Consider the following 25,589-nt stretch of genomic DNA (forward strand, 5'->3'; position numbering starts at 1 on the left):
TGTTGTTACACGTTTTTAACGCAAAAGAGGCCACATTCGTTCAGTGAATTGTGGCCAGATGGTTGTTCCTTATTTTACTTCTTCGATGCTTAACGATAAAAGGGACTCTGTTTGTGGATTAAACAAGATCATCACTTTTGCTGTAAAAGTGCGGTCTTTGGTTTGTACTCTCAATTCAAAAGTATCTTTTGATTGTGTATTAGTAAGATTTTCTCGTCCCTTATACTGATAATCACTAATTTTGCTGTCTGGATAATTTAATTTTGCCACATCAATTGCAATTTTACCCCATTTTTCATAATCCGTTGGAAGCGGTTGTTCCTGCTGTGGTGGTTTTTGTGGTGGCTTCTGTTGTGCGCTTACCATACCGCCTCCTGCTAATAGAAATATACTACAGAAAATTGAAATCAATACTCTTTTTGTCACCTTCCATACCTCCTATGTAAAAATCAATTGTATTTTGTGCTATTCCTTGAGATATTAATCACTTTATTTTTTCCAATTAAACAAAACTCGAGCTTTTATGTATTCATATTTGTTTTGGATTCTTGACCAAGATTTACAGAGAGAAAAAAATTGTTTTCTCCACACACTATAATCAACTCCTTAGAAGGAGGGAAAAGCAGTGAATACTGTTGACTATGACAAAGCGCTTTATTACACGCATCGTTCCCAGTGGGACAACTTACTTATATTGATGGTTCGAACAAAGGATGATTTCCTTTCAAAAAAAATTGAACACTTTTTACATGCCTATAATTTTGAAAAAGATTATTCTGTTATCGAGAGACAGTTGTATTCTTTACTACGGTATATAGACCATGCATCCACAGAAAGCATGGAAGAATTAGCTGCACATATGTAAGTGGGGTGAAAATCCCCACTTCATTTTAATCGAAAAAAAACAAGACCCGAGGGCCTTGTTTTTATTTTAATGTATTATGAACTTGTTCCATCACATCTTTAGAAATGTCATGTAAAGCTTGTTGACTATCTTCAAGTGAACTTCCTTTAACTCCAAAATAAAATTTTACTTTAGGTTCTGTTCCAGATGGTCGTAGGCAGAACCACGTACCGTCTTCTAAGAAGTATTTTAAAACATTTGATTTTGGAAGAGTGATTTCTTCTTTTTGACTTTCTTTAACGTTGGTTCGGACACTTTCCTTATAGTCCTCAACAAGTGTTACCTTACGTCCAGCAACAATTGTTGGCGGTTCACTACGGAAGCTTGCAAGAAGGTTATTAATTTGCTCTGCCCCTTCTTTTCCTTTTAGTGTTAAGGATTCAAGGCCTTCACGATAATAGCCATATTTCTCAAAAATCTCCATTAGGCCCTCATACATTGTCATGCCTTTATTTTTGTAAAAAGCACAAACTTCTACTGCTAATAATGCAGCTTGAACTGCATCTTTATCACGAGCAAAATCTCCAATTAAGTAACCATAGCTTTCTTCATAACCGAATTGGAATTTGTATTCTCCTGTTTGTTCGAATTCCTTAATTTTTTCACCGATAAATTTAAATCCCGTAAGTGTATCAATTGTATCAAGGCCAAATGATTTTGCGATTTCTCGTCCAATTTCAGATGTAACGATTGTCTTAAGAACAATACCATTCTCTGGAAGAACACCTTGTTTCTTCTTTTCTGATAATATGTAATGCAGCAAAATAGCACCTGTTTGGTTTCCTGTTAATACGACATATTCACCATTGTCATCTTTAACAGCTACCCCTAAACGGTCTGCATCTGGATCTGTTCCAATTAAAATATCTGCGTCAATCTTTTTGCCTTCTTTAATCGCCAATTCGAAAGCTGCATGTTCCTCTGGGTTTGGTGATTTTACAGTTGAGAAATTAGGATCAGGAAGCTCTTGTTCCTTTACCACAGTAACATTCTCGTATCCAAATGCTTTTAAGCCATTTCGAACGGGCTTGTTTGCAGTACCGTGGAGTGGAGTAAACACGACCTTGACACCAACCTGAGAAAGCGTTGGATTAATTGAGATCGTTTTTAGTTTTTCTGTATAGGCATTATCAATTTCTGAACCAATCATTTTAATAAGTCCGGAAGCCTTTAATTCTTCTTCATTACCGACTTCTAAATCAAGCTCATTATTAATCGCATTTACTTTTTCAATCACTGTATCAGCAGCTTCTGGTGGAAGTTGTCCACCATCTGAGCCATATACCTTATACCCATTATATTCTGGTGGATTGTGGCTTGCAGTCACGACAATTCCTGAAAAAGCACCTAAATGACGAACCGCATATGACAATTCTGGTGTAGGTCGAAGTTCATCAAATACATAGGTTTGAATTCCATGTGTAGCAAGGGTTTTTGCAGCTTCCATTGCAAACTCAGGTGATTTGTGACGAGAATCATACGCAATAGCAACCCCACGGCGCTTCGCCTCTTCACCAAATGTCTCTATAAATGCTGCAAGCCCAGCTGAAGCTTTTCTTACGGTATATAAATTCATACGGTTTGTCCCTGGTCCGATTTCTCCACGCATTCCACCAGTTCCAAACTCGAGATTTTTATAAAAGCAATCTTCAAGTTCTTTTTGATTGTCTTTTTTTTCAAGCAACGCATTCTTGATTTCTACATCTAACCCCGGCGTATTTAGCCATTGGTTATACTTTTCCATCCAACTCATGTTCGATGCCCCCAATTACAGTTGTATTGTTAATATCTTTGTTTTATCTTCTACCTATTCTATATAAAATCCTGTCTTTTTCCAATTAATTTAGCAAAGTTTGTCTTGTTTCTTATGAAAATGAGTAAAAAGGCTAGGTTGATTAAATGAAGTTTATGATTTTTAGTAGGGATTCCTGTTATGATCCCAATCATTCTTGTACAATAAGGACCACTAAGTTTGTTCTCTTTTAACTTTACAGGTGGTACATGTTTAAGGCGGTTGCTGTTCATTATTTCTTATTTTTCCAGATGGGTGCCTGTTTAACTGGTTTGCTGGTTCGTTGTTTCCTAATATAATCCATATACATACCCCTTTAACTGGTTTACTAGTTCGCTGTTTCCTAATTTTATAGTCAAGTCCATAATTTTGTGTAAAATTAATTCTATGGCTAACAATAATTATCAGGTTATTAGATTTACTTGTGTTAAGAAATTGATTTGTATGGGTAGGAAGGGGGTACCCCCTTCCTACCCATACAAATTTCGCTCGCTTCGTGTACTATCTTTTTTTGATTGGCAGCTTTTTCATAACTTGCTTTTCTTGATAATCCATTAATATGGCTCCAATTAAGCGAAAGGCAGATTGAGTGTGAGGGAAAATTCTTATTACTCTTTCTCTTCGCCGGACTTCCTGGTTCAACCGCTCCAATGAATTTGTACTGTGTATATAAGTGTGGTATGAACATGGTTCATTTAGGTATTGGATGGCATCTTCGAAGCCTTCTTCTAAGATTTGTATTGCTTTTTTTAGTTTAGAATTATCTCGATAGTTCTTAATAAAATCTTCTTTAAACGCGCAAGCATCTTCTCTAGTCATAGCACTGAATATTCTTTTTAAATCAAAGATTACCTGTGCCATATCTTTTTTTGGAAGATCACCTATTATATTACGCTTGAAATGTACAGTACATCTTTGCCATGAGGTTCCAATAAATTCACGTTGTATAGCCTTTTTTAACCCTTCATGAGCATCTGATATAACTAGCTTAGGTGATTGTAACCCGCGTGACTTTAAATCCTTGAAAAAGCTTTGCCAAGCATCAAAACTTTCTACATGATCTACTTTTAGACCAATAACTTCTCTTTGATCTTTTTCATTAATAGCAGTAGCAATATAAACTGCTTTTGAAACAACACGGTGATGTTCACGAACCTTTATGTACATGGCATCTGCAAAAATATACGGATAGTACATGACGTTTAATGGTCGATTTGCCCATTGATTAACGATTGGTTCAAGTTTCTTTGTAAGTGATGACACAAAGGATTTCGATACATTTTCTCCACAGAGTTGCTTTACAACCTTCGTAACATTTCCAGTAGATACCCCATTAATAACCATCTCTAACATAGAAAGAACAAAAGCTTGGTCGCTTCGTTCATACTTTTCAAATATAGATGGAGAAAAGTCACCTTCACGTGTACGAGGAACACGCAAAGTAATTCGTCCGTTAGATAATAGTAAATCACGTTCATAATAACCATTTCGGTAATCTCGACGAGTAACTGTTCGTTCATAAGCTTTTGCTTGTAAGTGTTCATCACGTTCTTTTTCCATTATTTCATTCAGTACTAAGACTATGGAAGCTTTAGTAACCGCTTCGATATTAGAGTTCATAACAGCATCTTTTAAATTGTCCAAATTTAGGGTAAACTGAAGTTGAGTCAAAATTAATTCCTCCTAATGTTTTCGTCGCTGATAACATTGTGGCCAAATGGAATTGATTTGACTCTTTTTCTTTTTACACAATTATATGGACTTAATCAATTTTATCCAGATGCATACCTCTTTAACTGGTTTACTAGTTCGCTGTTTCCTAATTTTATCCAGATGCATACCTCTTTAACTGGTTTACTGGTTCGCTGTTTCCTAATTTTATCCAGATGCGTACCCCTTTAACTGGTTTACTGGTTCGCTGTTTCCTAATTTTATCCAGATGCGTACCCCTTTAACTGGTTTACTGGTTCGCTGTTTCCTAATATAAGCCATATGCATACTCTTTAACTGTTTTACTAGCTCGCTGTTTCCTACTATAATCCATATGCATACCTCTTTAACTGGTTTACTACCTCGCTGTCTCCTAATATCCTCCAGTTACGTACCTGTTTAACCTAGCGCCGTTTCACTATTATCACATGGTGGGACCTTATAATTCCCTGAAAGTCAAAAAACAGACGGATTTCTCCGTCTGTCTACAGCAATTATTATCTTTCTTCAGTTGGCTCGGTTGCGTCTTTAATGTAAGCTTCAACTTCGGCTTCGTAACCTTGTTTTTCTTCGGCAGTCCAGTTAAACTTTTCGGCCATGTAGGCAATAATCTGTTGTTTCCATTCATTGACCCAATCGATATCAAAGAACATCGCACCTGTGCGACGAATAAGGAAATCGATTGGTTTTGTAACCATTTCATATTGAATTCCATATTCCAATGACGCAAGTACTGGCAAAGTCTCTTCATCTGCTCTATCGCTAAAATCGACCATGATTCCCTGAACAATATCAATATTTGATCCATACAAATGCGTTAATTTTTGAGCATTCTCTCGAGAAAGGTGGAATTCGTTCATGAGCTTCTCAACTTTTTTAGCCACAAATGATGGATAGTTTTTCGAGCCACCAACATTTCCACCAGATATAGCCATGTTTTTTGTTTGACAAGTTTTAAGTGTAGTTACCCCTTCTTCTTGTAAAAGCCCTCCAACTTTATCTACCACGGTTTCCGCCATTTTACGATAACCTGTTAATTTTCCACCTGCAATTGTGATGAGACCTGATTCAGAAATCCAAATTTCATCTTTACGGGATATTTCGGAAGGATCCTTTCCTTCCTCGTAGATCAATGGTCGTACACCAGCCCAACTCGATTCAATATCAGATTCCTTCGCATTTACACTTGGAAACATATAGTTAATTGTATTGATTAAATACGCACGATCCTCTGATGTAACCGTTGGATGTGCGGTATCTTTGTCATAAAAAGTATCGGTTGTTCCGATATATGTTTTATCGTCACGTGGGATTGCAAATACCATTCGGCCATCTGGTGTATCATAATAAATCGCTTGTTTTAACGGGAACTTGGATTGATCAAGTACAATGTGAACCCCCTTTGTTAGACGCAATACTTTCCCTTTTTTCGAATTATCGGCTTCTCTCAATTTATCAACCCATGGCCCTGTTGCATTGACAATTTTTTTTGTGTAAATTTTGTATTCTTTTCCTGTAAGTTGGTCTACAACCTTTACTCCTTTTACCTTTTTATCCTCATAGATAAATGATTCTACCTTGGCATAGTTGACCGCTTTTGCGCCATTTTCGATGGCTTTTTTCATCACTTCAATTGTTAAGCGCGCATCGTCTGTACGATACTCAACATAATAGCCTCCACCTTTAAGACCTTCCTTTTTGATAAGTGGCTCTTTTGCAAGAGTTTCATCAGCACTTAACATGGATCTTCTCTCTGACTTTTTGACACCTGCTAAATAGTCGTAAACCCTTAGGCCAATGGATGTTGAAAATTTTCCAAAAGTACCACCTTGATGTAGGGGTAAAAGCATCCACTCTGGAGTTGTCACATGTGGCCCATTTTCATAAACAATGGCCCTTTCCTTACCTACTTCGGCCACTAATCCGACTTCAAACTGTTTTAAATAGCGAAGGCCACCATGGACCAGCTTTGTGGAACGGCTGGATGTCCCAGCAGCAAAATCCTGCATTTCAACAAGCGCTGTTTTAAGTCCACGTGTAGTAGCGTCAAGTGCAATACCTGCACCCGTTATTCCACCACCAATTATTAATAAATCGTGAACCTCCTTTTCCATATCCGCTAAGATTGAACTTCTTTTTATACTTGAGAACTGTGTCACGATCTCCACTCCTTAAAAGAGGTAGAAAAAGAGACCACAAAAGTCATTGTTCACATAGTGACAATGCTCCTGCGGTCTCTCCCTAATCTCCTACCGAATGATTAACTTATCTTCATGATAGCATAACTTTTATTTGAATGCCATGGCAGCCTGTACTGCCTTTTTCCAACCATTATATAGTTCTTCACGCTTTTCCTCACTCATTTTTGGTTCAAATGTTTGATCAATCGCCCATTTACTAGAAATTTCTGATTGACCCTTCCAATAACCAACTGCCAAGCCAGCCAAGTATGCAGCCCCTAAAGCTGTTGTTTCATTGATTACAGGACGTTCGACTGGAACTCCTAAAATTCCGCATTGGAAATCCATAAGGAAGTTATTTTTAACAACACCACCATCTACACGAAGCGTTTTCAACGATATGCCAGAATCGGCCTCCATGGCCGTTAAGACATCCTTTGTCTGGTAGGCTAATGATTCTAAAGTTGCTCGAACGAAATGTTCTTTTGAAGTCCCCCGTGTAAGGCCAAACACAGCCCCACGCACGTCACTATCCCAATATGGAGCGCCTAGTCCAACAAATGCCGGCACTACATATACTCCATCAGTTGAATCCACTTTGACAGCATAGCCTTCGCTGTCCTTGGCATCATTAAACATGCGTAGACCATCACGAAGCCATTGAATAGCGGAACCTGCGACGAAAATACTTCCTTCTAGGGCGTATTCAACTTTTCCGTTAATCCCCCATGCAATTGTTGTTAGTAATCCATGCTTAGAAGGCACTGCTTTCTCACCGGTATTCATCAGCATAAAGCAGCCTGTTCCATATGTGTTTTTAACCATCCCTTTATCATAACAAGCTTGCCCGAAAAGAGCTGCTTGTTGGTCACCCGCTGCACCTGCAATTGGCACCTCTTGACCAAAGAAATGATAAGGAGCTGTGGTTGCATACACGTCTGAAGATGGGCGAACTTCTGGGAGCATCGACTTAGGTACTGTTAAATGCCCTAATAACTCATCATCCCATTGTAACTCGTAAATGTTGTACATTAAGGTTCGGGAGGCATTAGAATAATCTGTTACATGAGCCTTCCCACCTGACAGCTTCCATATGATCCAAGAATCAATTGTACCAAATAGAAGTTTCCCGCTCTCCGCTTTTTCACGTGCTCCTTTTACATGATCTAAAATCCATTTCACTTTTGTCCCTGAAAAATAAGCATCAATTAATAGCCCAGTTTTTTTACGGAATGTATCACTTAATGCTCTTTCTTTTAGTTCTTCACAAATATCAGCCGTTTGACGGGATTGCCACACTATTGCATTGTACACAGGCTGGCCAGTTTCTTTGTCCCATACAACCGTCGTCTCACGTTGGTTTGTAATCCCTATTCCTGCAATTTGCTCCGCTTTTACGTTTGCCTCGGATAAAACTGATGCCATGACCGATAAAATCGAACCCCAAATTTCATTTGCGTTATGTTCCACCCAGCCTGGTTTTGGAAAAATTTGCGTGAATTCCTTCTGCGCAACATGTACTATTTCACCTTTTTGATTAAATAAGATGGCGCGTGAACTCGTGGTACCCTGATCCAGTGAAAGTATGTATTTTTCCAATTTATAGCCCCCCTATCAAATGCGCCTTGGCGTATTTGCGCCCGATTTTTTTCGAGCTCGCTCGAAAAACTACCTCTGAAAAATCGTGGCATCCGCCGAAGGCTTTAACTTTATTCAGACGGAATTTGGACTCATCACTAAATTGAGTACTCAAAATTGCATTCATCCCCACTTATAGAAGTAGAAACTTCTTCTGAATCAAGTTAATACGTTCTCCTTACTTAAAATTAACACGCTTACATAATTTTTTCTACCTGAGAAGAGGTGCTTTTTTAGGTCTAAAATTATTTTCTCAGAATAAATGTAGTAATGGTCATTTTAAAATTAACTCTTGTAAGGAGTGGAATGCTTTGATTGAAAAAGAAGTTACAGTTACGATCAAGGAAGGTCTACATGCTAAGCCAGCAGGGGAATTAGTTCAGAATCTCAGTAGGTTTACAAGTGATGTTGAATTTCAGTTTAAAAATAGATCTTACAATGCCAAAAGTATTTTAGGGTTAATGGGGGCAGGTATTCGTGAAGGACAGATTATAACTGTTAAAATTGAGGGTCCAGATGAAGAGGAAACATTAGAGTGGCTTGAGACTTTTATTTAATTTCTATTTAAATATTACCACAATCGATATCAGTTATTGATATTGATTGTGGTTATTTAGTCATATGTCTTTCACACAGCGAAAGCCGAGATTTCCAGTTGAGCTATCTGGTGTATTCGAACTTCTCGCAGCAACCCGGTAACGATTACAGTACGAGTGGTGACAAAGATAAGATCCACCTCTCATTACTTTTGTTTGCCCAGTAGCCGGTCCCTTCGGATTATCTCCTGTATCAGACACATGAAAAGTGGGGCTAAACCAATCTTCACACCACTCCCATACATTCCCTACAATATTATATAACCCATAACCGTTAGGTGGAAATTCTGAGACGGGTGCAGTGGATAAATAGCCATCTAATTTTGTATTTACATGTGGAAATTTCCCTTGCCAAATATTACAAAGGTGTTCACCATCCGGGGTTAATTCATCTCCCCACGGATAAATTTTTTGCTCTAAACCTCCTCTTGCTGCAAATTCCCACTCTGCTTCAGTTGGAAGCCGCTTCCCAGCCCACTCGCAGTATTTCATAGCATCATTCCACGAAATATGAATAACTGGGTGGTCCATTCGATTGTCAATCGAGGAATCTACCCCTTCAGGCTTTTTCCAATAGGCACCTTCTACGACCCACCACCAAGGTGTCGATGCAACCTGATTTTTAACGGTCTTCGCTACTTCTTTCGATATTAACTGATAAAACACAAATGACCAACCAAACACTTCTGCTTCTGTTTTATAACCAGTATCATTCACAAATTCTGCAAACTGTGCATTGGTAACAGCATAAGTATCCATATAAAAAGGATTTATTTTCACTTTACGAACTGGCCCTTCTCCATCTGCGGGAAATCCTTCTTTTTGGTCGGTTCCCATTAAAAATTCTCCACCTGGGATGTAGACCATGCCGTCAATCGATGAATGGTTTTTCACTTTATCCATAGTCATTAATGAAGCATTTGTCTCCCGTGTTTTACCTTCTGTTCGACTAACTGAACAACAAGACCTTACTACCTTGCTCATGCTGTCACGCCCCCTTCTTTATTACAATTCGTCATTTTATAATTATTCCCTGCAGGATTATAAAAGGTAATCTCTAAACTTTCACTCATATTGATTTAGATCACCATAAAAAAGTAGTCAGCAAGGTATGATTAAGACTCCTGCTAACTACCATCAAACTTAACAATTACTCATAATCACGAACTTCAGCTTTAAGGCGATATAATTCCTTTTTCAAAACTTCAATTTTCTCTGTATAATTAGGGTCATTATATACATTACACATTTCATAAGGATCCTTATCGAGATCAAATAACTCCCACTCTGGTGTTCGCTGTTCGTCTATCGCATCTGCATTACCTAAAGCCTCTCCATAATAATAAATTAATTTATATTTATGGGTACGTATACCATAATGAGCTCCAACTTTATGCTCCACACTTAGATGTTCCCAATAGCGATAATACATGGATGTTTGCCAATCTTCAGGTGTTTTTCCTTCTAAGACTGGACGTAAGCTTCTTCCTTGCATATGACTAGGAATTTCTATACCTGCATAATCAAGAAAAGTCTCTGGAAAATCTACATTAAGTGCAAAATCCTTAGTAACCGAACCAGCCTTAATTGCCCTTGGATAACGAATAATGAATGGCATTCTTAGGGATTCCTCATACATAAAACGTTTATCGTACCAGCCATGATCACCTAAGAAAAATCCTTGATCGGACGTATAAACGATTATCGTGTCTTCCGTTAAACCTGCTTCATCCAAATAATCTAGGATTCGACCAACATTGTAATCAACAGACGCTACACAACGTAAATAATCTTTTATATAGCGTTGATAATACCAACTTTTTAATTCTTTCTGAGAAAGTCCTTCTGGCGGCTCAGCCTTAACATCTCGAACACGAAGGTCTCTGTCAATCCTCATGGTTGCCTCTTTTGCTGCTGAAGCTTTCCCAGAGTAATCATCATGAAAAGTTTCTGGTTCAGGAATATCTACATCCTCGTATAAATGAGCATGTCTTTCGTCTGGGTCCCAAGGGCGATGTGGTGCTTTATGGTGGCACATAAGCATAAATGGTCTGTTAACATCTCTATTTTTTATCCAGTCAATGGATATATCTGTAACTAAATCAGTAGCATAGCCCTTTACCTTTTTTTCTTCTCCTATTTCAATCATAACAGGATCATGATAATCACCTTGGCCAGGAAAGATGTTCCAATAATCAAAATCTGCGGGATCATGATGCCCCCCATGACCTAGATGCCACTTACCAATTAATGCAGTTTGATAACCATTTTCCCCCAAAATCCTTTGTATCGTCGGTTGACGGCTATCAAAATTATCACCAAGCGTCTTTACACCATTTTCGTGATTATAAAGGCCAGTCAGAATAGTTGCGCGGCTCGGTGCACAAATTGAATTTGTACAAAAACAGTTATCAAAACGCATCCCTTCATCTGCAATTCTATCTAGATTAGGTGTTGTGTTAATTTTACTACCATAACAGCTCATCGCATGTGCAGCGTGGTCATCACTCATGATGAAAACAATATTTGGTTGTTTATTATTTTCCATTTGATACATCCCCCTAGAAGAAAATTTAAAATAAATGTGATAGATTCAGATCATTTATTTTTTTAACAATTTCTTTCGTTCTTGATACCCCCAGTTTTTTTAGTAATCTATTAATTTGAGATTTAATAGTTACAATCTCTACTCCTCGTTCTCTAGCAATTTCCCTTACTTTCATTCGCTTCAAAAGGAATCCAATTAATTCTCTTTCAGTGGCAGTTAGATTTGATATATTATTAATAAAAAAAAGTAAGCTTTTTTCTGATTGCTGTAACCTTTTATACTCATTCATAATAACTTCTTGAATCTTACTATCCATTAGTGATTGTCCTTTGTAGGCGCTGCGTATATGATTTAAAATTTCACTTTCGTCCGTTCCTTTTACAATATAATCAATGGCCCCAGTCCCCATTGCTGTAAGTATCATATTCTTTGTTTCGTGTGCTGTGAGATAAATAATTTTTTCTTCTTTATTCAAATCTCTAATTATTTCTGTTGCATAAATTCCAGCAGTAGTATTTTCCATTTCTATATCCATTAAGATAATATCGTGTTCTATCTCTTTGGCAAGAATGATAACATCCTGTCCACTATTGGCTGTTCCGACTACTGTCATATCCATTTGCCTATTAATTAGTTCCGCCATGTCCTCTACCAGAAGCTGAAAATCATCGGCAATTAATATTTTAATCATTACATTCACTTAGCATCACTTCTTTAACCCTTATATTTAGGCAATAATATATAAAAACTACTTCCTTTATTTACTTCACTCTCAAATCTTATACTTCCGAAGTGTTCCTTCACTATCATTCGTACATAATGCAATCCCATACCCCAATTAGAATTGGAATTCTTTTTAGAATAGTATGGTTCAAAAATTTTCTTGGCTTCGTTCTTACTAATACCAATTCCGTTATCCTTTACCTCTATTACTGTAAATTGTCTAGAATCATAACAATGTAGATTGATTTCACCATTCTCATGTAAAGCACTTACTGCCTCTTGAGCGTTAATTAAAAGGTTATATACAGCCTCACTTAGGTGAACTTTATCAGCCAAGACATTACTAGTAGTTGAAAACTCAAAGTCCACTTTAATGTCCGGAAATTTTTGATAAAACCTATCAAGAGAGTTTATAAGTATTACATGAATATCAACTGGTACCAAATGCACAACATTTGATTTTACAGCTCGATAAAGCTCTTCAATTCTTGTTAGAATGTTTTCATTCTGTTTTGATAACGATTCAGTCAATTCTTTTAATTTTTCTACATCTACATCAACATTACTTTCCATTGTTGATTTAAGCCGTTTAAATAAAACACGATTAGAAAGCAATTGATTTTTGATACTATGTACAAAGACCGAAGTTCCTGTACTAATAGCATCAAATTTTCTTTGGATCGTTATTTCCTCTCTACTTGATTCAAAAATTTCCCGAGTGTATTTAATAATGCTAGTAAAACCAATAATCCCGAAGATAACGTTCAATACAATTAGTAAGATATAAGCAGGTACGGATAATACATTCTTCAAATAATAGATACCGTTTTCATAAGAATAAAAAGAATAAACTTGGGCTGGATCTTGACCAAAATAAAGAAAGTAAAAAATACATAATGACATAACAAAGGAAGTAATCAAGATAAATTTCTTTTTGAAGAATCTAATCACAATCGAGTGTGCTTCATAGAATAACAGAAATGTTGAGAAAATGATAAATGAAACTATCCAAATCACTGTTCCGTAAGTGATTATACGTTGTATGTTCTCATTCAAATTTGTAATCCCAAAAAAAATAGTGGGATAATATAAAATTAAGGTGAAGATTGGGATAAATACGATCACTCTTTTTATCCAGTAATTCCTTTGAAACAAGGGTATCATTGAGTAGTGTAAGGAGAGTAATAACAAAAACATAGGAAAAAGATATCTCCCTATAGCAATGATATATCCCATTTGCCCAAGCGTAATGACAAAGTATTGGATACTTATTTTTATATTATTATTAAAATATAGAAAGTCTTGAAGTTCCCTACTAATTCCACCTTTTTTGGCTATGTATAGTAAAATACCGGTTAACATTATGGCTAAACTGATGCACATACCAAAAATATAGAAGGATTCTTTATTTCGTTTTACGAGTAATACCATAATTGATGAAATGATGAGAAAAATCATAAGTATAATGAGCATGCTTGTTTCACCTTTAAAATAGGCTATCTATATATTCATGGGTAAAATAGAATAGCCCCCATTTTTATCATTATTCTAACTCATTATCTACTATTATAAAAATCTATTTAGCCGCATTTTGCATATTTTCAAATAAAACATATTCTTTTACCGGTCTCATATCTGCATCAGTTAATCTGCCTGCCTCAATAAAGTTTTCCTGTTGTTTTTTGTAATATGCCTCTAGGGTTCCGTCATTAATTCTTTTAATTAGCTCCTCAGAAGTAATCCACTCTCCGTCACCTGTTTGTTCAACTACAGAAGCTGGATCTACCGCTATTTCCTCTGCTACCCACTCCGCAACTTCCTCTAAGTGGTCAACTCGATAATCCATCGCCTTCATCAAGCCTCTTGTAAAGCTTTCTAAAGGAACACCATTTTTATCAGCATAGCCTGGGGTAATAACCCATGAAGCAATTGAAGGGAATTGTTCTGCATACCTAGCATTATTTGATAACATAACTACTTTGTCTCCCATTTCATTCTTAATAGCATTCGTGTTAGGGGACCATGTAGCTACAGCATCAACGCTTCCGGAAATCATTGCCGTCACAATTGCAGATGCATCCATGTTCATTAACTTCACGTCATCCTTTGTTAAACCTACTTCAGCTAATGTTAAATCTAATATCGTTTCACTTGAGGTACCTGTTGCAACAGCAATTGTTTTACCCTTTAAATCCTTAATCGAACTAACGCCTTTTTCAACATTTCCAATTACCTCATCAGCATTTCCTAATTGTGAAAACGCAAAGATTTCTGCTTTGCCTTGAATCGGCAAAACGTGAGCACCTGGCCCGATATAACCAATATCAATACTTCCTGATTCTAAAGCAGCTATGATTGTTGGACCATCAGCAAATTCAACAAGTTCAACTTCAATACCTTCATCTTCAAAACTACCAATCCTCATTCCCGCTACTACAGTATTTAGGCTCGCATAGTTTGGCATATACCCAACCTTCATAGTCGTCAAACTTTCTTTATTACTTGGATTTTTCCCATCTTCCTTTCCTTTAGAGACCTCATCACTAGAACAACCTATTACGAAAAATGCAATCAGTGTGATCATAATTAAACCAAGAAGCTTTTTCATTCTTTTTCCCCCTTAAAGTAATTTATCTTTTAAAGTATTGATTAAAAGATTATTTTCTTACTTCTAAATACTCTTTATAAACTTGGCTCCAAATATAATTTTTTGCATCCAAAAACTCTTTAGTAATCTTTGTTTCTTGATTTCTAGGATACGGGATATTAATCTCAACAATTTCTTTTATTCTCCCTGGTCTTGCACTCATAATGACTACTTTTTGACCCAAAATAATGGCTTCATCAACATCATGGGTGATAAAAAAGCATGTCTTTTGCTCCTTTTCCCAAGTATGTAGTAATTCCTCTTGAAGCTGGGTTCTCGTTTGTGCATCAAGCGCTCCAAAGGGTTCATCCATTAATAATACAGAAGGGTTAGCTGCATATGCTCTAGCTATCGCTACCCGTTGTTTCATGCCACCAGATAACTCTTTAGGATAATGGTCAACGAAGTCTTCTAAATCAACCATCTTTATATATTTTAATGCAAGTTCTTCTGCTTCTTTTTTCTTAATCCCTTGTATTTTAAGTCCAAATTCAACATTTCCTTTTACGGTTAGCCATGGAAATAACGCGTACTGTTGAAAGACAACTCCTCTTTCGGTACCGGTTCCTATTATTTCATTATTATCACAATACACGGTTCCTGATGTAGGTTTCTCTAAACCTGCGATGATATTTAACAAAGTAGATTTACCACAACCAGATGGACCAACAACTGTAATGAATTCATTTTCCTTTATATCTAGATTTACTCCATTTAGAGCAATGACTTCACCGTTGCGTGAATTATACGTTTTCATTACGTTATCTATTTTGACTTTTATAGGTCTCTCTTTTCCTGCCATCCAGTTAATCTCCCTTCTAACAACTTTACGAGTCTTTCAAAAATCAAACCGATTATACCGATAATAATGATATATAAGAGCATAGGTGCAGACTCGAAGGTATTATTTAAAGCCCGGATTCTCATACCCAATCCTGCTGAGGCACCAGTAGATTCTGCAGCAATCAGTGAAGTTAAACCAACTGCAGTTCCCAATCGAATAGCAGTCATAATAAATGGCAATGATGCAGGAGCAAATACCTTTAGAAAGATATCCCTATCCTTTGCACCTAAGACTTTAGCGGCTTTTATTAAAGTTGGATCGATATTTTTAACACCTTGATAGATAGTGATTGACATAGTTAAAAATGTTGCAATCGTAATAACAATGATTTGAGGTGTGCGGCCAACTCCTGCTGAAATTACAACTAATGGGACATATGCTAATGGTGGTATGTTACGAATAAATTGTATCCACGGTTCAATAATAAAACGAATGGGTCTATACCACGCCATAAGAATCGCTATAGGAAGTGCTATTATAAAACCTAGTCCAAATCCTGACATTACTGAAATTAAACTACTCGCAATATCACTCCAAAAAACGCCCCTACCTAACATCGTCCGAACTGAATCTGCTACTAAAAAAATATTCGGAAAACTTCTTGCAGTGGATGGGATTAATGATAATATTGTCCAAAAGGCAATCGCTACAAGTAACGATATGACTAACCAGCCTTTACTTGGGATCTTTTCAATCCAATGTGTGCTTAACTTATTCTTTATCTGTGGTTTCTCTAGGGTTGTATCCGCTTCCATTTAATCACCCAATTCATCTGTTTATTTGTTACTACAAATATTAACACCGGTGAAATAAATAAATAAGTATGAATTTTCTTACAACCCTTTATGTATTAACTAAAAATGCGGATAATCAGATAAAGACCTGACCATCCGCATTAATTATACTTCTACTATACATATAAAAAATAAAATTTGATATCTATTAATGAATTAGCTTCTCACAACACTTCTTAAACTTCCTTCCACTTCCACAAATACAACGATCATTTCTTTCGGGAAGCTTTCCTCCACTTTGGAGATATTCTACTAGTTTTCTTTCCTTTATTTTTTCTGCTACCATTTGCATTCTTTCATGAGCATATTGATAAATTTGTTGATAGCTTTGGCAAAAATATTCAACATTGTCTGTTTGTTTCTGTGGGTCCCAACTACGAGCTCTTGGACAACCTCCGTGACATAGGTGGAGAAATTCACAGTTCAAACACTGCTCTGACAGATTTTCTTTTAAACGAGTAAATTCATTAAATTTCTTATGGTTAATAATATCGTTGAGCGGATCCTTTCCCACATTGCCTAAGTAAAAATCGTCATGTATGTAAAAATCACAGGGGTACGCATCCCCATTTTGTTCCAAAATTAATGTTTTTGGACAAGTCACTCGGTGAATACAGATCTCTGCTTGTTGATGAAGATAGACGGCCAACATATTATCGAAAAATCGTTCAGAGATAGTTGGATTTCCGTCATTATACCAACTATCAAATACTTGACATAGAAAATCACCATACTCCTTTGGTGTAATCGTATACCTTCCTAATTGTCCAACTTCCTGTGCTTTAAAGTCCATACAAGGAATGAATTGAATATATTGAAATTGCTCGTTCAGAAAGAATTCCATTAATTCATTCCCTTTTGTAACATTTCCCTCATGGATGACAGTTAAGATATTAAAATCTACCTTCTCATCTCTTAAGTACTGGATGCCTTTCATAATGGAGTTAAAACTACCACCACCTGAACCTGTAACCCGCTTTGCATCATTAATATGTTTAGGACCGTCGAGACTAACACCAACTAAGAAATTGTATCTTTTAAAAAACTTTGCCCATTCTCTCGTGATTAATGTTCCATTTGTTTGAACGGAGTTGCTTATGATTGTATTCTGTTTTGCATATTTGGCCTGAAGTGAGACTACCTTTTTAAAGAAGTCTAGCCCTGCTAATAGGGGCTCTCCACCTTGCCATACGAAAGAAGCCACACCGTTTGACATGGCCATATATTCTTTAATAAACTTTTCAAGTACTTCATCCTCAATTATATTTAATTGATCGATCTTACCTTTACACTTGCTATAGTAACAATAATCACATGCTAGATTACAAGCCTCTGAAACTGTTTTCCAAAGAACTCCTGTAAGATTTGTTGCTCCTATTCCACAGGCACTCATTCAACTTTCCCACCTTATCCTTTTATCCTTATATTATTAAAAAGAATAAAAAGCTACGGTGATGTTAATCACATAGACTTAAGGTTTTCAGCTTCTATACGGCTAACTCCTCTATTTTTTCTACTTTTATCGAATCTACACACCAAGTAATCTTAGTCACATCAACACTTCCTGTCTGCTCTTCCAAAGCATTTAATGTTCCCATTGCAAGACCAAATTTAATAAGTTCATCTTCCTTTAAACCGCGCGATAACCCCGCTGCAAAACCAGCGATAACTGAATCACCAGAGCCAACAGGATTTACAACCTTTACTTTCGGTATTTGAACTCGGTATATATTCTCATTATGTTTTACAATTGCACCATTTCCCCCTAGTGTGACGACAACCCATTCTACTCCTTGAAATAGATCCTTTTGTAAAGTTGAGAAAATTTCTTTTTCGCTTGTCAGCCTTTTTCCGAATAAGTCACCTAATTCATCTTGATTGGGTTTAATTAAAAAAGGTTTATTGTTACCTCGCAATGTTGCTTTTAGTAATGAACCCTTTGTATCTAATAAAACAGGTTTTTGAAACTGATGTGCAATGTCGATTAAATCGCTGTAATACTCGTCGTTTATTCCCTGTGGAGTACTTCCTGAGATTGTAATATAATTTGACTGCTGTACTGCTTCTGAGTATTGTTTTAAGAATTCGTTTGATTCTTTTTCACTGATGTCCGGACCATCTTCCAAGATTTCAGTTTGCTTGCCTTCATGAATTATTGCAATACAGTTCCGGGTATCGCCTCCAATTTCCACAAAAAAGTTCCTAATTCCCTTTTTGTTTATTTCTTTTCGAATAAATTCACCCAAACTACCTCCCAAGAAACCTGATGCAGCAGTCTCTTCCTCTAATTGCCTTAGTACATGGGCTACATTTAGTCCTTTACCACCTGCTGTTTTGCCGGCAGTATTGACTCTATTTACTTTATCTAATGAAAAATAATCCATCTTATAATTGATATCAACAGAAGGATTTAAAGTAATGGTTAAAATCATGAATATACACCTCTATTTCTATTTATCAAAAAAGGCGAGGAACTCTCCTTGCGCATATATACACACATAGGTTTCGATCCCTCACCTAATTCAAAATCAAATTCGCCTTGGCGTAATTTGCGCCTGATTTTTAGGCCCACACGAGGTGGGTCATAAAAACGTTGCCACAGGATGTGGCGCTCTTAGTCTTTAATCTTTCTGCTCGAAAAATTTCCTTTGAAAAATCGTAGCATCTGCCGGAGGCTATAACTTTATTCAGTTGGGTTTGAACCCACACGCAAAGTACGACTCCTTTAATAGTTAAAGGAATTCTGCTGAAAAAAGTTATGCTTTTCCGTTACTCATGCAGATTAAGATTTTTTCAATTGCTGCTTCTTTCATTTTCGCTTTTGCTGGTCCAAAATATTTTCTTGGATCTGTTTCTTGTGGGTTTGCAATCAAATGTTCTCGCAAACCAGCTGAGAAAGGAATTTTTAGTTCTGTTGAGATATTTACCTTAGCACAGCCTAAGGAAATACACTTTTGAACATCTTCTTTAGAAATTCCTGATGCACCATGGAGCACAATTGGTACATCGGTCAAACTCTTAATTTTAGCAAGGCGGGCAAAATCAAGATTTGGTTTTGTTTCGTATAATCCGTGGCCTGTTCCAATTGCAACTGCAAGTGAGTCAATACCTGTTCGTGCTACAAATTCTTCGACAGTATCCGGATCCGTATAAGCTGCATCTTTTGCTTCAACAATAAGATCGTCCTCTTGTCCCACTAATTTCCCAAGCTCAGCTTCAACAGTAGCACCATATTCATGAGCCTTATCAGCCACTTTTTTTGCAAGCGCAATATTTTCTTCAAATGATAAATGCGAGCCATCAATCATCACTGATTTTGTTCCTAATTCTAAGGACTCTACAATAGATTCATAAGTTTCATGGTGATCAAGGTGCAGCGCAATTGGTATGTCATTTTCTCTTGCAGCTACTTCTACAATCGCTTGAATATAAGATCGTCCAGCATAGTTCATCGTTCCTGGAGTCGCTGCTAGAATGATAGGAGACCTTAATTCCACAGCAGCTTCAACAACCGTTTGAATCGTTTCGAGGTTATGAATATTAAATGCTGGTACTGCATAATTCTCACGACTTGCTTTTAACAACATTTCTTTTGTATTTTGTATTAAACTCTTTGGTTGAACAGATACCAATTTTCATCACCCTTTATTAGATTTTTTAACCCTTTATTTCTGATACTTTACTTCGCCCGCAACTGCTGTAGCCTGAACCTCAAATTGTTCATCTATAACAACATAATCAGCAACCTTACCTGATGAAATGCTACCCAGAATCATATCTCTCCCTACACTCACAGCCGGAGTTAATGAGCCTAGATGCCAGATTTTATATAAAGGCTCGTTACTCCACTCTTGTAGGTTTTTTACTCCATTAATTAACTTCAACGTACTCCCTGCTAGGGAACCGCCTTCAAGTTGGGCTATTCCATCTTTCATGACTACTGGAAATTCACCAAGTTGGTAATTGCCGTCCGGCATTAATCCTGCTTGCATGCAGTCTGTAATCAGTTGTAATTTTTCCCCTTTGATTCGTAATGCTAACGAGGAAACATCCGGGTGCACGTGAAAGCTATCGCATATTAGTTCAGCATAAGCTCTGTCGTCTATTAAAGCTGCCCCAACGACACCTGGTTCTCGATGATGTAATCCAGTCATTCCATTAAATAAATGGACATAATTCCTTGCCCCCGCATCCACAGCTTCCATACAGCATCCATAAGTTGCATCAGTGTGAGCAATACTCACTAATACACCTTCTTTACTCACTTTTCGAATAAACTCAAAAGCCCCTTCTCTTTCTGGTGCAATTGCTATTTTTTTAATAGATCCATTCGCTAATACTTGCCAATATTCAAACTCTTTAATATCTGGATCTCGGAAGTAGCTAGCATTTTGCGCTCCTTTGTGAAGTTCAGTGAAATATGGGCCTTCTAAAAAAATTCCTTCCGATTGGGCACCTGGAAGACCTTCTTCTACCGCTTCTCGAATTGCAATTATTGCACGGTCCAAGTCATCTTTTGATGACGTTAATGTAGTCGGTAAGAAGCGAGTCACTCCTAGAGAAAGGAGTGTCTTTGAGATTTCTTTGACTACTTCTACCTTTCCATCCATAATGTCATTTCCTTTAATACCGTGAATATGAGTATCAAATAGCCCTGGAGCAATCGTGTAACCACTGTAATCAATGATTTCTGCATCCTCCGGAACCTGGCTCACAATAGACCCAAACTTCCCGTCATCAATTACCAAGTAGCCACCCTTTTTTTCCTCATTTTCTAGCAGATATTTTTCAGCTTTTAAATAGTATGTCATTGTCATTCTTCCTTTACAGCTCACTCATAATCGTAGATTGTTACACCTTGAACAACACGGCTAATGACTCCATTTGGACTTGGATTATCAGGTGAAATGCCTAGATTGATAGACTTTTTCATGGCTAATGTTTGGGCAAAGACGATATATAATAAAGCTAAGTAAAAGTCGTTACTCAGTAATTCTCGAGATGTATTCACCGAGAACTTCCAATCTGCATATTGTTCTACTGTTTCATCTATTTTTTCTGTTAATACGATGACTTTAACCCCTGGAATTCCTGCAATTTCCTTAAGAATATCGAGATCATATTTTCTTGTATAAGGATCACTTGATAGGAATAATGCAACAACTGATTGATCATTAAGAATTGATTTGGGACCATGACGAAAACCTAATGAAGATTCAAATGTTGCGACTACTTTTCCTGCGGTTAGCTCTAGCATCTTTAATGAAGCTTCATGAGCTAATTGGCCAAGTAATCCAGAACCAAGATAAATGATACGATTAAACTCAGATTCCAACACACTGTCTACTGATGCTTCCACTGATTGAATTAATTGTTTTCCATTTTCAATCACAAGATCCATTTCTTGTTCAAAAGATGGATTGTTTGTAAACAAGGCGTAAGCCATTAACAGCATGCAAGAAAAACTACTCGTCATCGCTAATGATTTGTCGTTCGCTTCTTCAGGAAGTAAGATAACGAGACTATCCTTGTCATCCTTTACGTTTTGAGCAAGCTGTCCGTCTTTGTTACAAGTAATAACGACTTGATAAAAATCGTTAATTAATTGTTGACCTAGATTAACAGTCGCTACACTTTCTGGACTATTTCCAGAACGCGCAAACGAAACGAGAATGGTCGGTATTTCTGAAACTAAATATTCGCTTGGATTAGATACAATTTCTGTTGTAGCTACAGCTTCAAAAAAGACCTTATTTTTACCCTCTCGTTTAAATATTGGTGCAAGTATATCACCGATGAACGCTGAAGTACCTGCCCCAGTTAGGATTACCTTAACAACTTCGTGTTTTGAATATATGTCCTGTAGAAAACCTTTATATTCATCCTTTTTTTGAGCAAAAAGTGAAATTGACTTTTTCCAAACAACCGGTTGCTGGAAAATTTCGGAAGCAGTATGTGTAGCGCCTTCTAATTTCAACATAAGTACATCTCCCAACTATATTCATTGTTATGCATGTGATATTCGTGGCATAGGAAGTGGTTCATTGCCCAATTCAGCCCAAATGTATTTCAATAACAGTTCCATTTTCAAAGTAGTGTAATCTGGATGATTCCAAAGATTGTTATATTCATTGGGGTCTTCTTGTAAATCAAATAACTCCCCATATGTTTGGTTATAGTAGACTGTAAGTTTATACCTCTCATCTACGTATGTTTTTTGATGAATAGTCGTTGGTTCATGACGAAATTCACAGATGATATGGTCACGAACACTACTTAGATTTCCTTTCCAAACTTCCTTTTGACTAACACCAGTCATTTCGCTAGGAATCTTTAAACCTGCAAAATCCATAAATGTAGGTGTGAGGTCTACCAATGATTGCAAAGCATTTGAAACAACTCCAGCAGGAATCTTCCCTGGATAGCGAACAATAAAAGGTACTTTAATCAAATCTTCGTAATGAAACCCGCCTTTATACTGGAGCCCATGCTGCCCAAAGAAATGACCATGATCGCTTGTAAAGACAATAATCGTATTGTCAGCGATATTTAGTTCATCAAGCTTATCAAGAATTTTTCCAATATATTTATCCATCATACTTATCATGCCGTAGTAGGTAGCTGAAAGCTTTTTATGGTTTTCTTCGTCAATGTCACGATGAGTATGGTAGCCATGAATTCCAAAGCCAGTCTCCATGTAAGAGCTGAAATCAGGGTTTAATTCTTGGGTCATTTGGAAATGTGGGGGATTTTGCTGATGCTCCCCTTCTTTTCCTGTTGGTATGGTCAATTGTTCCGGGTCATACATTGTATCCCACGGTTCTGGTACAAGGTATGGTGGGTGTGGATCAAAAAAGCTAGACCACAAGAAGAAATTCTCACCATTTTTTACGTAATCTTCTAGTAGAGCATTTGACCTCTCTGCTATCCACGTATCATAATGGTACTCTTCCGGAATATCCCATTTATACTTTATATTTGGGTCCATGTTACCTGTTGGTGAAAGAAAGTAGTCACGCCAATTTTCACATCCCTTTTCTTCCATCCATAAAGCATAATGTTGTCCTACAAGATGTTCATTCGTATGGTTTCGTGCTAGTTCAACATGTTCAAACCCATAAAATTCTTTATCAAAGCTCTTCCAATACTCCAAATCTGCTAATAGTGGATAGGATTCAACGGACTCGTATTCATCTGTTGTTTTGGTTGGTTGTAAATGAGCCTTCCCTATTAAAGCAGTACGATAATTGTTTTCCTGTAAGTATTCTCCAATTGTATGGCGGTCTTCTAATAATTTGGTTCCTAAAGTCCATGCACCATGCTGACTCGGATACATTCCTGTTATGATTGATGCTCGTGATGGCGTACAGGTTGGATTGGGACAATACGCTCGTTGAAACGTAATACCTTCCTTCACTAGACGATCTAGATTGGGGGTTTGAATTTCAGAATTAAAAGCTCCAATCGTGTCAAAATGCTGCTGATCACTCGTGATTAATAAGATATTTGGTTTTTTCACTGGTATCTCCTCGCATCCCATCAAAAACTCTCAGTCCAGCTCCAAGAACACCAGCATCACCCTTCGATTGACTTAAATGCAATCGGCTGACAGCTGCTTTCTGGTCTGGAATACAGTACTCCTCCATTTTCTCCTTGATTAATGGAAGCAAAAAAGGATTGTTATTAATAACTCCTCCCCCAAAGACAATTTTTTCGGGGTCTAATAAACAAGTTATGGCATAACAGCCATGTACAAGTGATTCAACTACTTTCGGAATTAAAGAGTGTGCAAATTCATCATCTTGCTGATACTTTTCGAAGACCTCTTTAGTTGTCATTGAATTGTTCGTTAATTTTTGAATCGCAGGGCCAGCTGCCGCTTGTTCCAGTCTTTCGATTCCATTGGCAGATTTCACAGGCAATAACCCCAGTTCACCAGCAAATCCCATTCCTCGAATAAAATCTCCGTTATGAATAATTGAAACCGCAATGCCAGTACTGATTGTAAAATATACAAAGGTCTCATGTGGATTTGCTCCATATTTTTGCCACTCTGCAAAGGCTGCCATATAAACATCGTTATCAATTACAACTTTATCTGCAGGAAAGGCTTCCTTGATCCGTTGAATAACCGGAAAACCTCTCCACGGCAAATTATTTTGAAAAACAGCGATACCTGATTCTCGATCTAAAATTCCTGGTACCCCTAACCCAATGCCTTCAAGTTGTTGCATGTTCAAATGCGATTCATCCAAAACATTGTTAATTACCTTCACTACTTGTTGAAACATTTTTTCTTTATCACTTGGGTCACTTGGTACCTCTGAACGAAACAGAATGTTTGCATCTTTATCAATGATTGCTGCGGCAATCTTCGTTCCTCCAATATCGACTCCTATTGATCGTTTCATGTATATATCACCTCACCACAATACTTAAATCTTAATTACAGTTAGATTAATAATTTATTAGACTGTATTTTCATTATACAATTGATGGGTTGTTGGGTCCAATTTTATTTTCGAATAATTCTGCTTAATATTATCATACCTATAATAATTAGATACTTTCTTCTGTCATCTTATTGAAAGTACAATCCACAACACTATAAATGAAATATGCAATTAAACTAAAAATGATCATTGTAGCCCCTGCAAAAAAGTAAATAATCGCTATACCTGCACTCAGAATTAGGAGTAATAAAATTGTATTAGGTAGGTTACGAATCGAGAGAATAAGTGAGTTTTTAATCGTCTGGATCCAAGTTACTTTGTATTGAACCATGACTGGGAATATATACAGAGTGATAAAGATAAATTGGATTAAGACCAGAAAGTAAACTGCAAATAACACATACTTCACATTTGAAGGAATTTGATTTGTAAAATTAAAGTTAACTATAAAAAGAAAGGCGATAAATAACCAGATTAACTCGAGGACGATTCCCTGTTTTACATTTTCTTTAAAAAAACGGAAAAAGGAGGCGAATATTTTGATTTCGCCTTCTCTTTTCCACTTACGAATGACACCAAACATAGCTGCTGTTGCTGGGAAAATCGTGATAATGGGAATACACATAAGAATCCAAATTAAATTTAATAAGAAGGTATTCATGATAAAATCCATTGCCCTATATAATTTACTGTCGTATATTCCCATATCTTTTGTCTCCTTTTCTACATGTGGTAGGCATTATATTTAACCAACTAATTT

At 36.8% G+C, this 25,589-nt stretch carries 22 protein-coding genes; 2 read left to right on the top strand and 20 right to left on the bottom strand.

Annotated elements, in window-relative coordinates; genetic code table 11:
- Positions 1-69 precede the first annotated feature (69 nt).
- Positions 70-426 (bottom strand): DUF3889 domain-containing protein, encoded by a 357-nt coding sequence (locus NST91_RS20075; protein ID WP_341332560.1) that lies wholly within the window; start codon positions 424-426, stop codon positions 70-72.
- Positions 427-625: 199 nt separating this feature from the next.
- Between NST91_RS20075 and NST91_RS20080 the strand changes: the two genes are divergently transcribed.
- Complete coding sequence (locus tag NST91_RS20080; protein WP_099353313.1) at positions 626-865, top strand: YhdB family protein; 240 nt, start codon at positions 626-628, stop codon at positions 863-865.
- A gap of 61 nt (positions 866-926) precedes the next feature.
- Here the strand turns inward: NST91_RS20080 and NST91_RS20085 are convergent, their stop codons facing one another.
- From NST91_RS20085 to glpK, 4 genes are all read right to left on the bottom strand, one after another.
- Entirely contained in the window at positions 927-2,657 is a 1,731-nt protein-coding gene (locus tag NST91_RS20085) for a phospho-sugar mutase (RefSeq protein ID WP_341332561.1), read from the bottom strand.
- A gap of 540 nt (positions 2,658-3,197) precedes the next feature.
- Positions 3,198-4,367 carry an IS256 family transposase gene (locus NST91_RS20090; RefSeq protein ID WP_341330668.1) on the bottom strand — a complete coding sequence of 390 codons (1,170 nt, stop codon included), beginning with the start codon at positions 4,365-4,367 and terminating at the stop codon, positions 3,198-3,200.
- A gap of 536 nt (positions 4,368-4,903) precedes the next feature.
- On the bottom strand, positions 4,904-6,520 hold the full coding sequence (locus tag NST91_RS20095) for a glycerol-3-phosphate dehydrogenase/oxidase (protein WP_341333570.1): 1,617 nt from the start codon (positions 6,518-6,520) through the stop codon (positions 4,904-4,906).
- Positions 6,521-6,694: 174 nt separating this feature from the next.
- Positions 6,695-8,185: a glycerol kinase GlpK gene (gene glpK, locus NST91_RS20100; protein WP_341332562.1), complete on the bottom strand. Its 1,491-nt coding sequence runs from the start codon at positions 8,183-8,185 to the stop codon at positions 6,695-6,697.
- Between the two features lie 350 nt (positions 8,186-8,535).
- Between glpK and NST91_RS20105 the strand changes: the two genes are divergently transcribed.
- Complete coding sequence (locus NST91_RS20105; protein ID WP_341332563.1) at positions 8,536-8,781, top strand: HPr family phosphocarrier protein; 246 nt, start codon at positions 8,536-8,538, stop codon at positions 8,779-8,781.
- 60 nt (positions 8,782-8,841) lie between these two features.
- Here the strand turns inward: NST91_RS20105 and NST91_RS20110 are convergent, their stop codons facing one another.
- The 15 genes from NST91_RS20110 to NST91_RS20180 all read right to left on the bottom strand — a co-directional run bounded on the left by NST91_RS20110 (position 8,842) and on the right by NST91_RS20180 (position 25,535).
- Positions 8,842-9,804 (bottom strand): formylglycine-generating enzyme family protein, encoded by a 963-nt coding sequence (locus NST91_RS20110; protein ID WP_341332564.1) that lies wholly within the window; start codon positions 9,802-9,804, stop codon positions 8,842-8,844.
- Positions 9,805-9,970: 166 nt separating this feature from the next.
- Positions 9,971-11,368 (bottom strand): sulfatase family protein, encoded by a 1,398-nt coding sequence (locus NST91_RS20115; protein ID WP_341332565.1) that lies wholly within the window; start codon positions 11,366-11,368, stop codon positions 9,971-9,973.
- Between the two features lie 25 nt (positions 11,369-11,393).
- A complete protein-coding gene (locus NST91_RS20120; RefSeq protein WP_341333571.1) occupies positions 11,394-12,059 on the bottom strand; it encodes a response regulator in 666 nt (221 codons plus the stop codon).
- A 23-nt stretch (positions 12,060-12,082) separates the two neighbouring features.
- Positions 12,083-13,564 carry an ATP-binding protein gene (locus NST91_RS20125; protein ID WP_341332566.1) on the bottom strand — a complete coding sequence of 494 codons (1,482 nt, stop codon included), beginning with the start codon at positions 13,562-13,564 and terminating at the stop codon, positions 12,083-12,085.
- 103 nt (positions 13,565-13,667) lie between these two features.
- Positions 13,668-14,699 carry an ABC transporter substrate-binding protein gene (locus NST91_RS20130; RefSeq protein ID WP_341332567.1) on the bottom strand — a complete coding sequence of 344 codons (1,032 nt, stop codon included), beginning with the start codon at positions 14,697-14,699 and terminating at the stop codon, positions 13,668-13,670.
- Between the two features lie 49 nt (positions 14,700-14,748).
- Complete coding sequence (locus tag NST91_RS20135) at positions 14,749-15,540, bottom strand: ABC transporter ATP-binding protein (RefSeq protein WP_341332568.1); 792 nt, start codon at positions 15,538-15,540, stop codon at positions 14,749-14,751.
- On the bottom strand, positions 15,516-16,337 hold the full coding sequence (locus NST91_RS20140) for an ABC transporter permease (protein WP_341332569.1): 822 nt from the start codon (positions 16,335-16,337) through the stop codon (positions 15,516-15,518). Before NST91_RS20140 ends, NST91_RS20135 begins: the two co-directional genes overlap by 25 nt.
- A 187-nt stretch (positions 16,338-16,524) precedes the next feature.
- Entirely contained in the window at positions 16,525-17,769 is a 1,245-nt protein-coding gene (locus NST91_RS20145) for an anaerobic sulfatase maturase (RefSeq protein ID WP_341332570.1), read from the bottom strand.
- A gap of 94 nt (positions 17,770-17,863) precedes the next feature.
- Positions 17,864-18,808, bottom strand: a complete 945-nt coding sequence (gene pfkB / locus NST91_RS20150; protein ID WP_341332571.1) for a 1-phosphofructokinase — start codon at positions 18,806-18,808, stop codon at positions 17,864-17,866.
- A 324-nt stretch (positions 18,809-19,132) separates the two neighbouring features.
- Complete coding sequence (gatY, locus tag NST91_RS20155; RefSeq protein WP_341332572.1) at positions 19,133-20,008, bottom strand: tagatose-bisphosphate aldolase subunit GatY; 876 nt, start codon at positions 20,006-20,008, stop codon at positions 19,133-19,135.
- Between the two features lie 33 nt (positions 20,009-20,041).
- Positions 20,042-21,187: an N-acetylglucosamine-6-phosphate deacetylase gene (gene nagA / locus NST91_RS20160; RefSeq protein ID WP_341332573.1), complete on the bottom strand. Its 1,146-nt coding sequence runs from the start codon at positions 21,185-21,187 to the stop codon at positions 20,042-20,044.
- 20 nt (positions 21,188-21,207) lie between these two features.
- Positions 21,208-22,356, bottom strand: a complete 1,149-nt coding sequence (locus tag NST91_RS20165; RefSeq protein ID WP_341332574.1) for an SIS domain-containing protein — start codon at positions 22,354-22,356, stop codon at positions 21,208-21,210.
- Positions 22,357-22,383: 27 nt separating this feature from the next.
- On the bottom strand, positions 22,384-23,916 hold the full coding sequence (locus NST91_RS20170; RefSeq protein WP_341332575.1) for a sulfatase family protein: 1,533 nt from the start codon (positions 23,914-23,916) through the stop codon (positions 22,384-22,386).
- Complete coding sequence (locus NST91_RS20175; protein ID WP_341332576.1) at positions 23,861-24,787, bottom strand: ROK family protein; 927 nt, start codon at positions 24,785-24,787, stop codon at positions 23,861-23,863. Before NST91_RS20175 ends, NST91_RS20170 begins: the two co-directional genes overlap by 56 nt.
- Positions 24,788-24,935: 148 nt before the next feature.
- Positions 24,936-25,535: a YesL family protein gene (locus tag NST91_RS20180; RefSeq protein WP_341332577.1), complete on the bottom strand. Its 600-nt coding sequence runs from the start codon at positions 25,533-25,535 to the stop codon at positions 24,936-24,938.
- Positions 25,536-25,589 lie beyond the last annotated feature (54 nt).

This window comes from Ferdinandcohnia sp. FSL W7-1320 (assembly GCF_038050315.1).
Classification (GTDB): Bacteria; Bacillota; Bacilli; order Bacillales; family Bacillaceae_L; genus Ferdinandcohnia; species Ferdinandcohnia aciditolerans.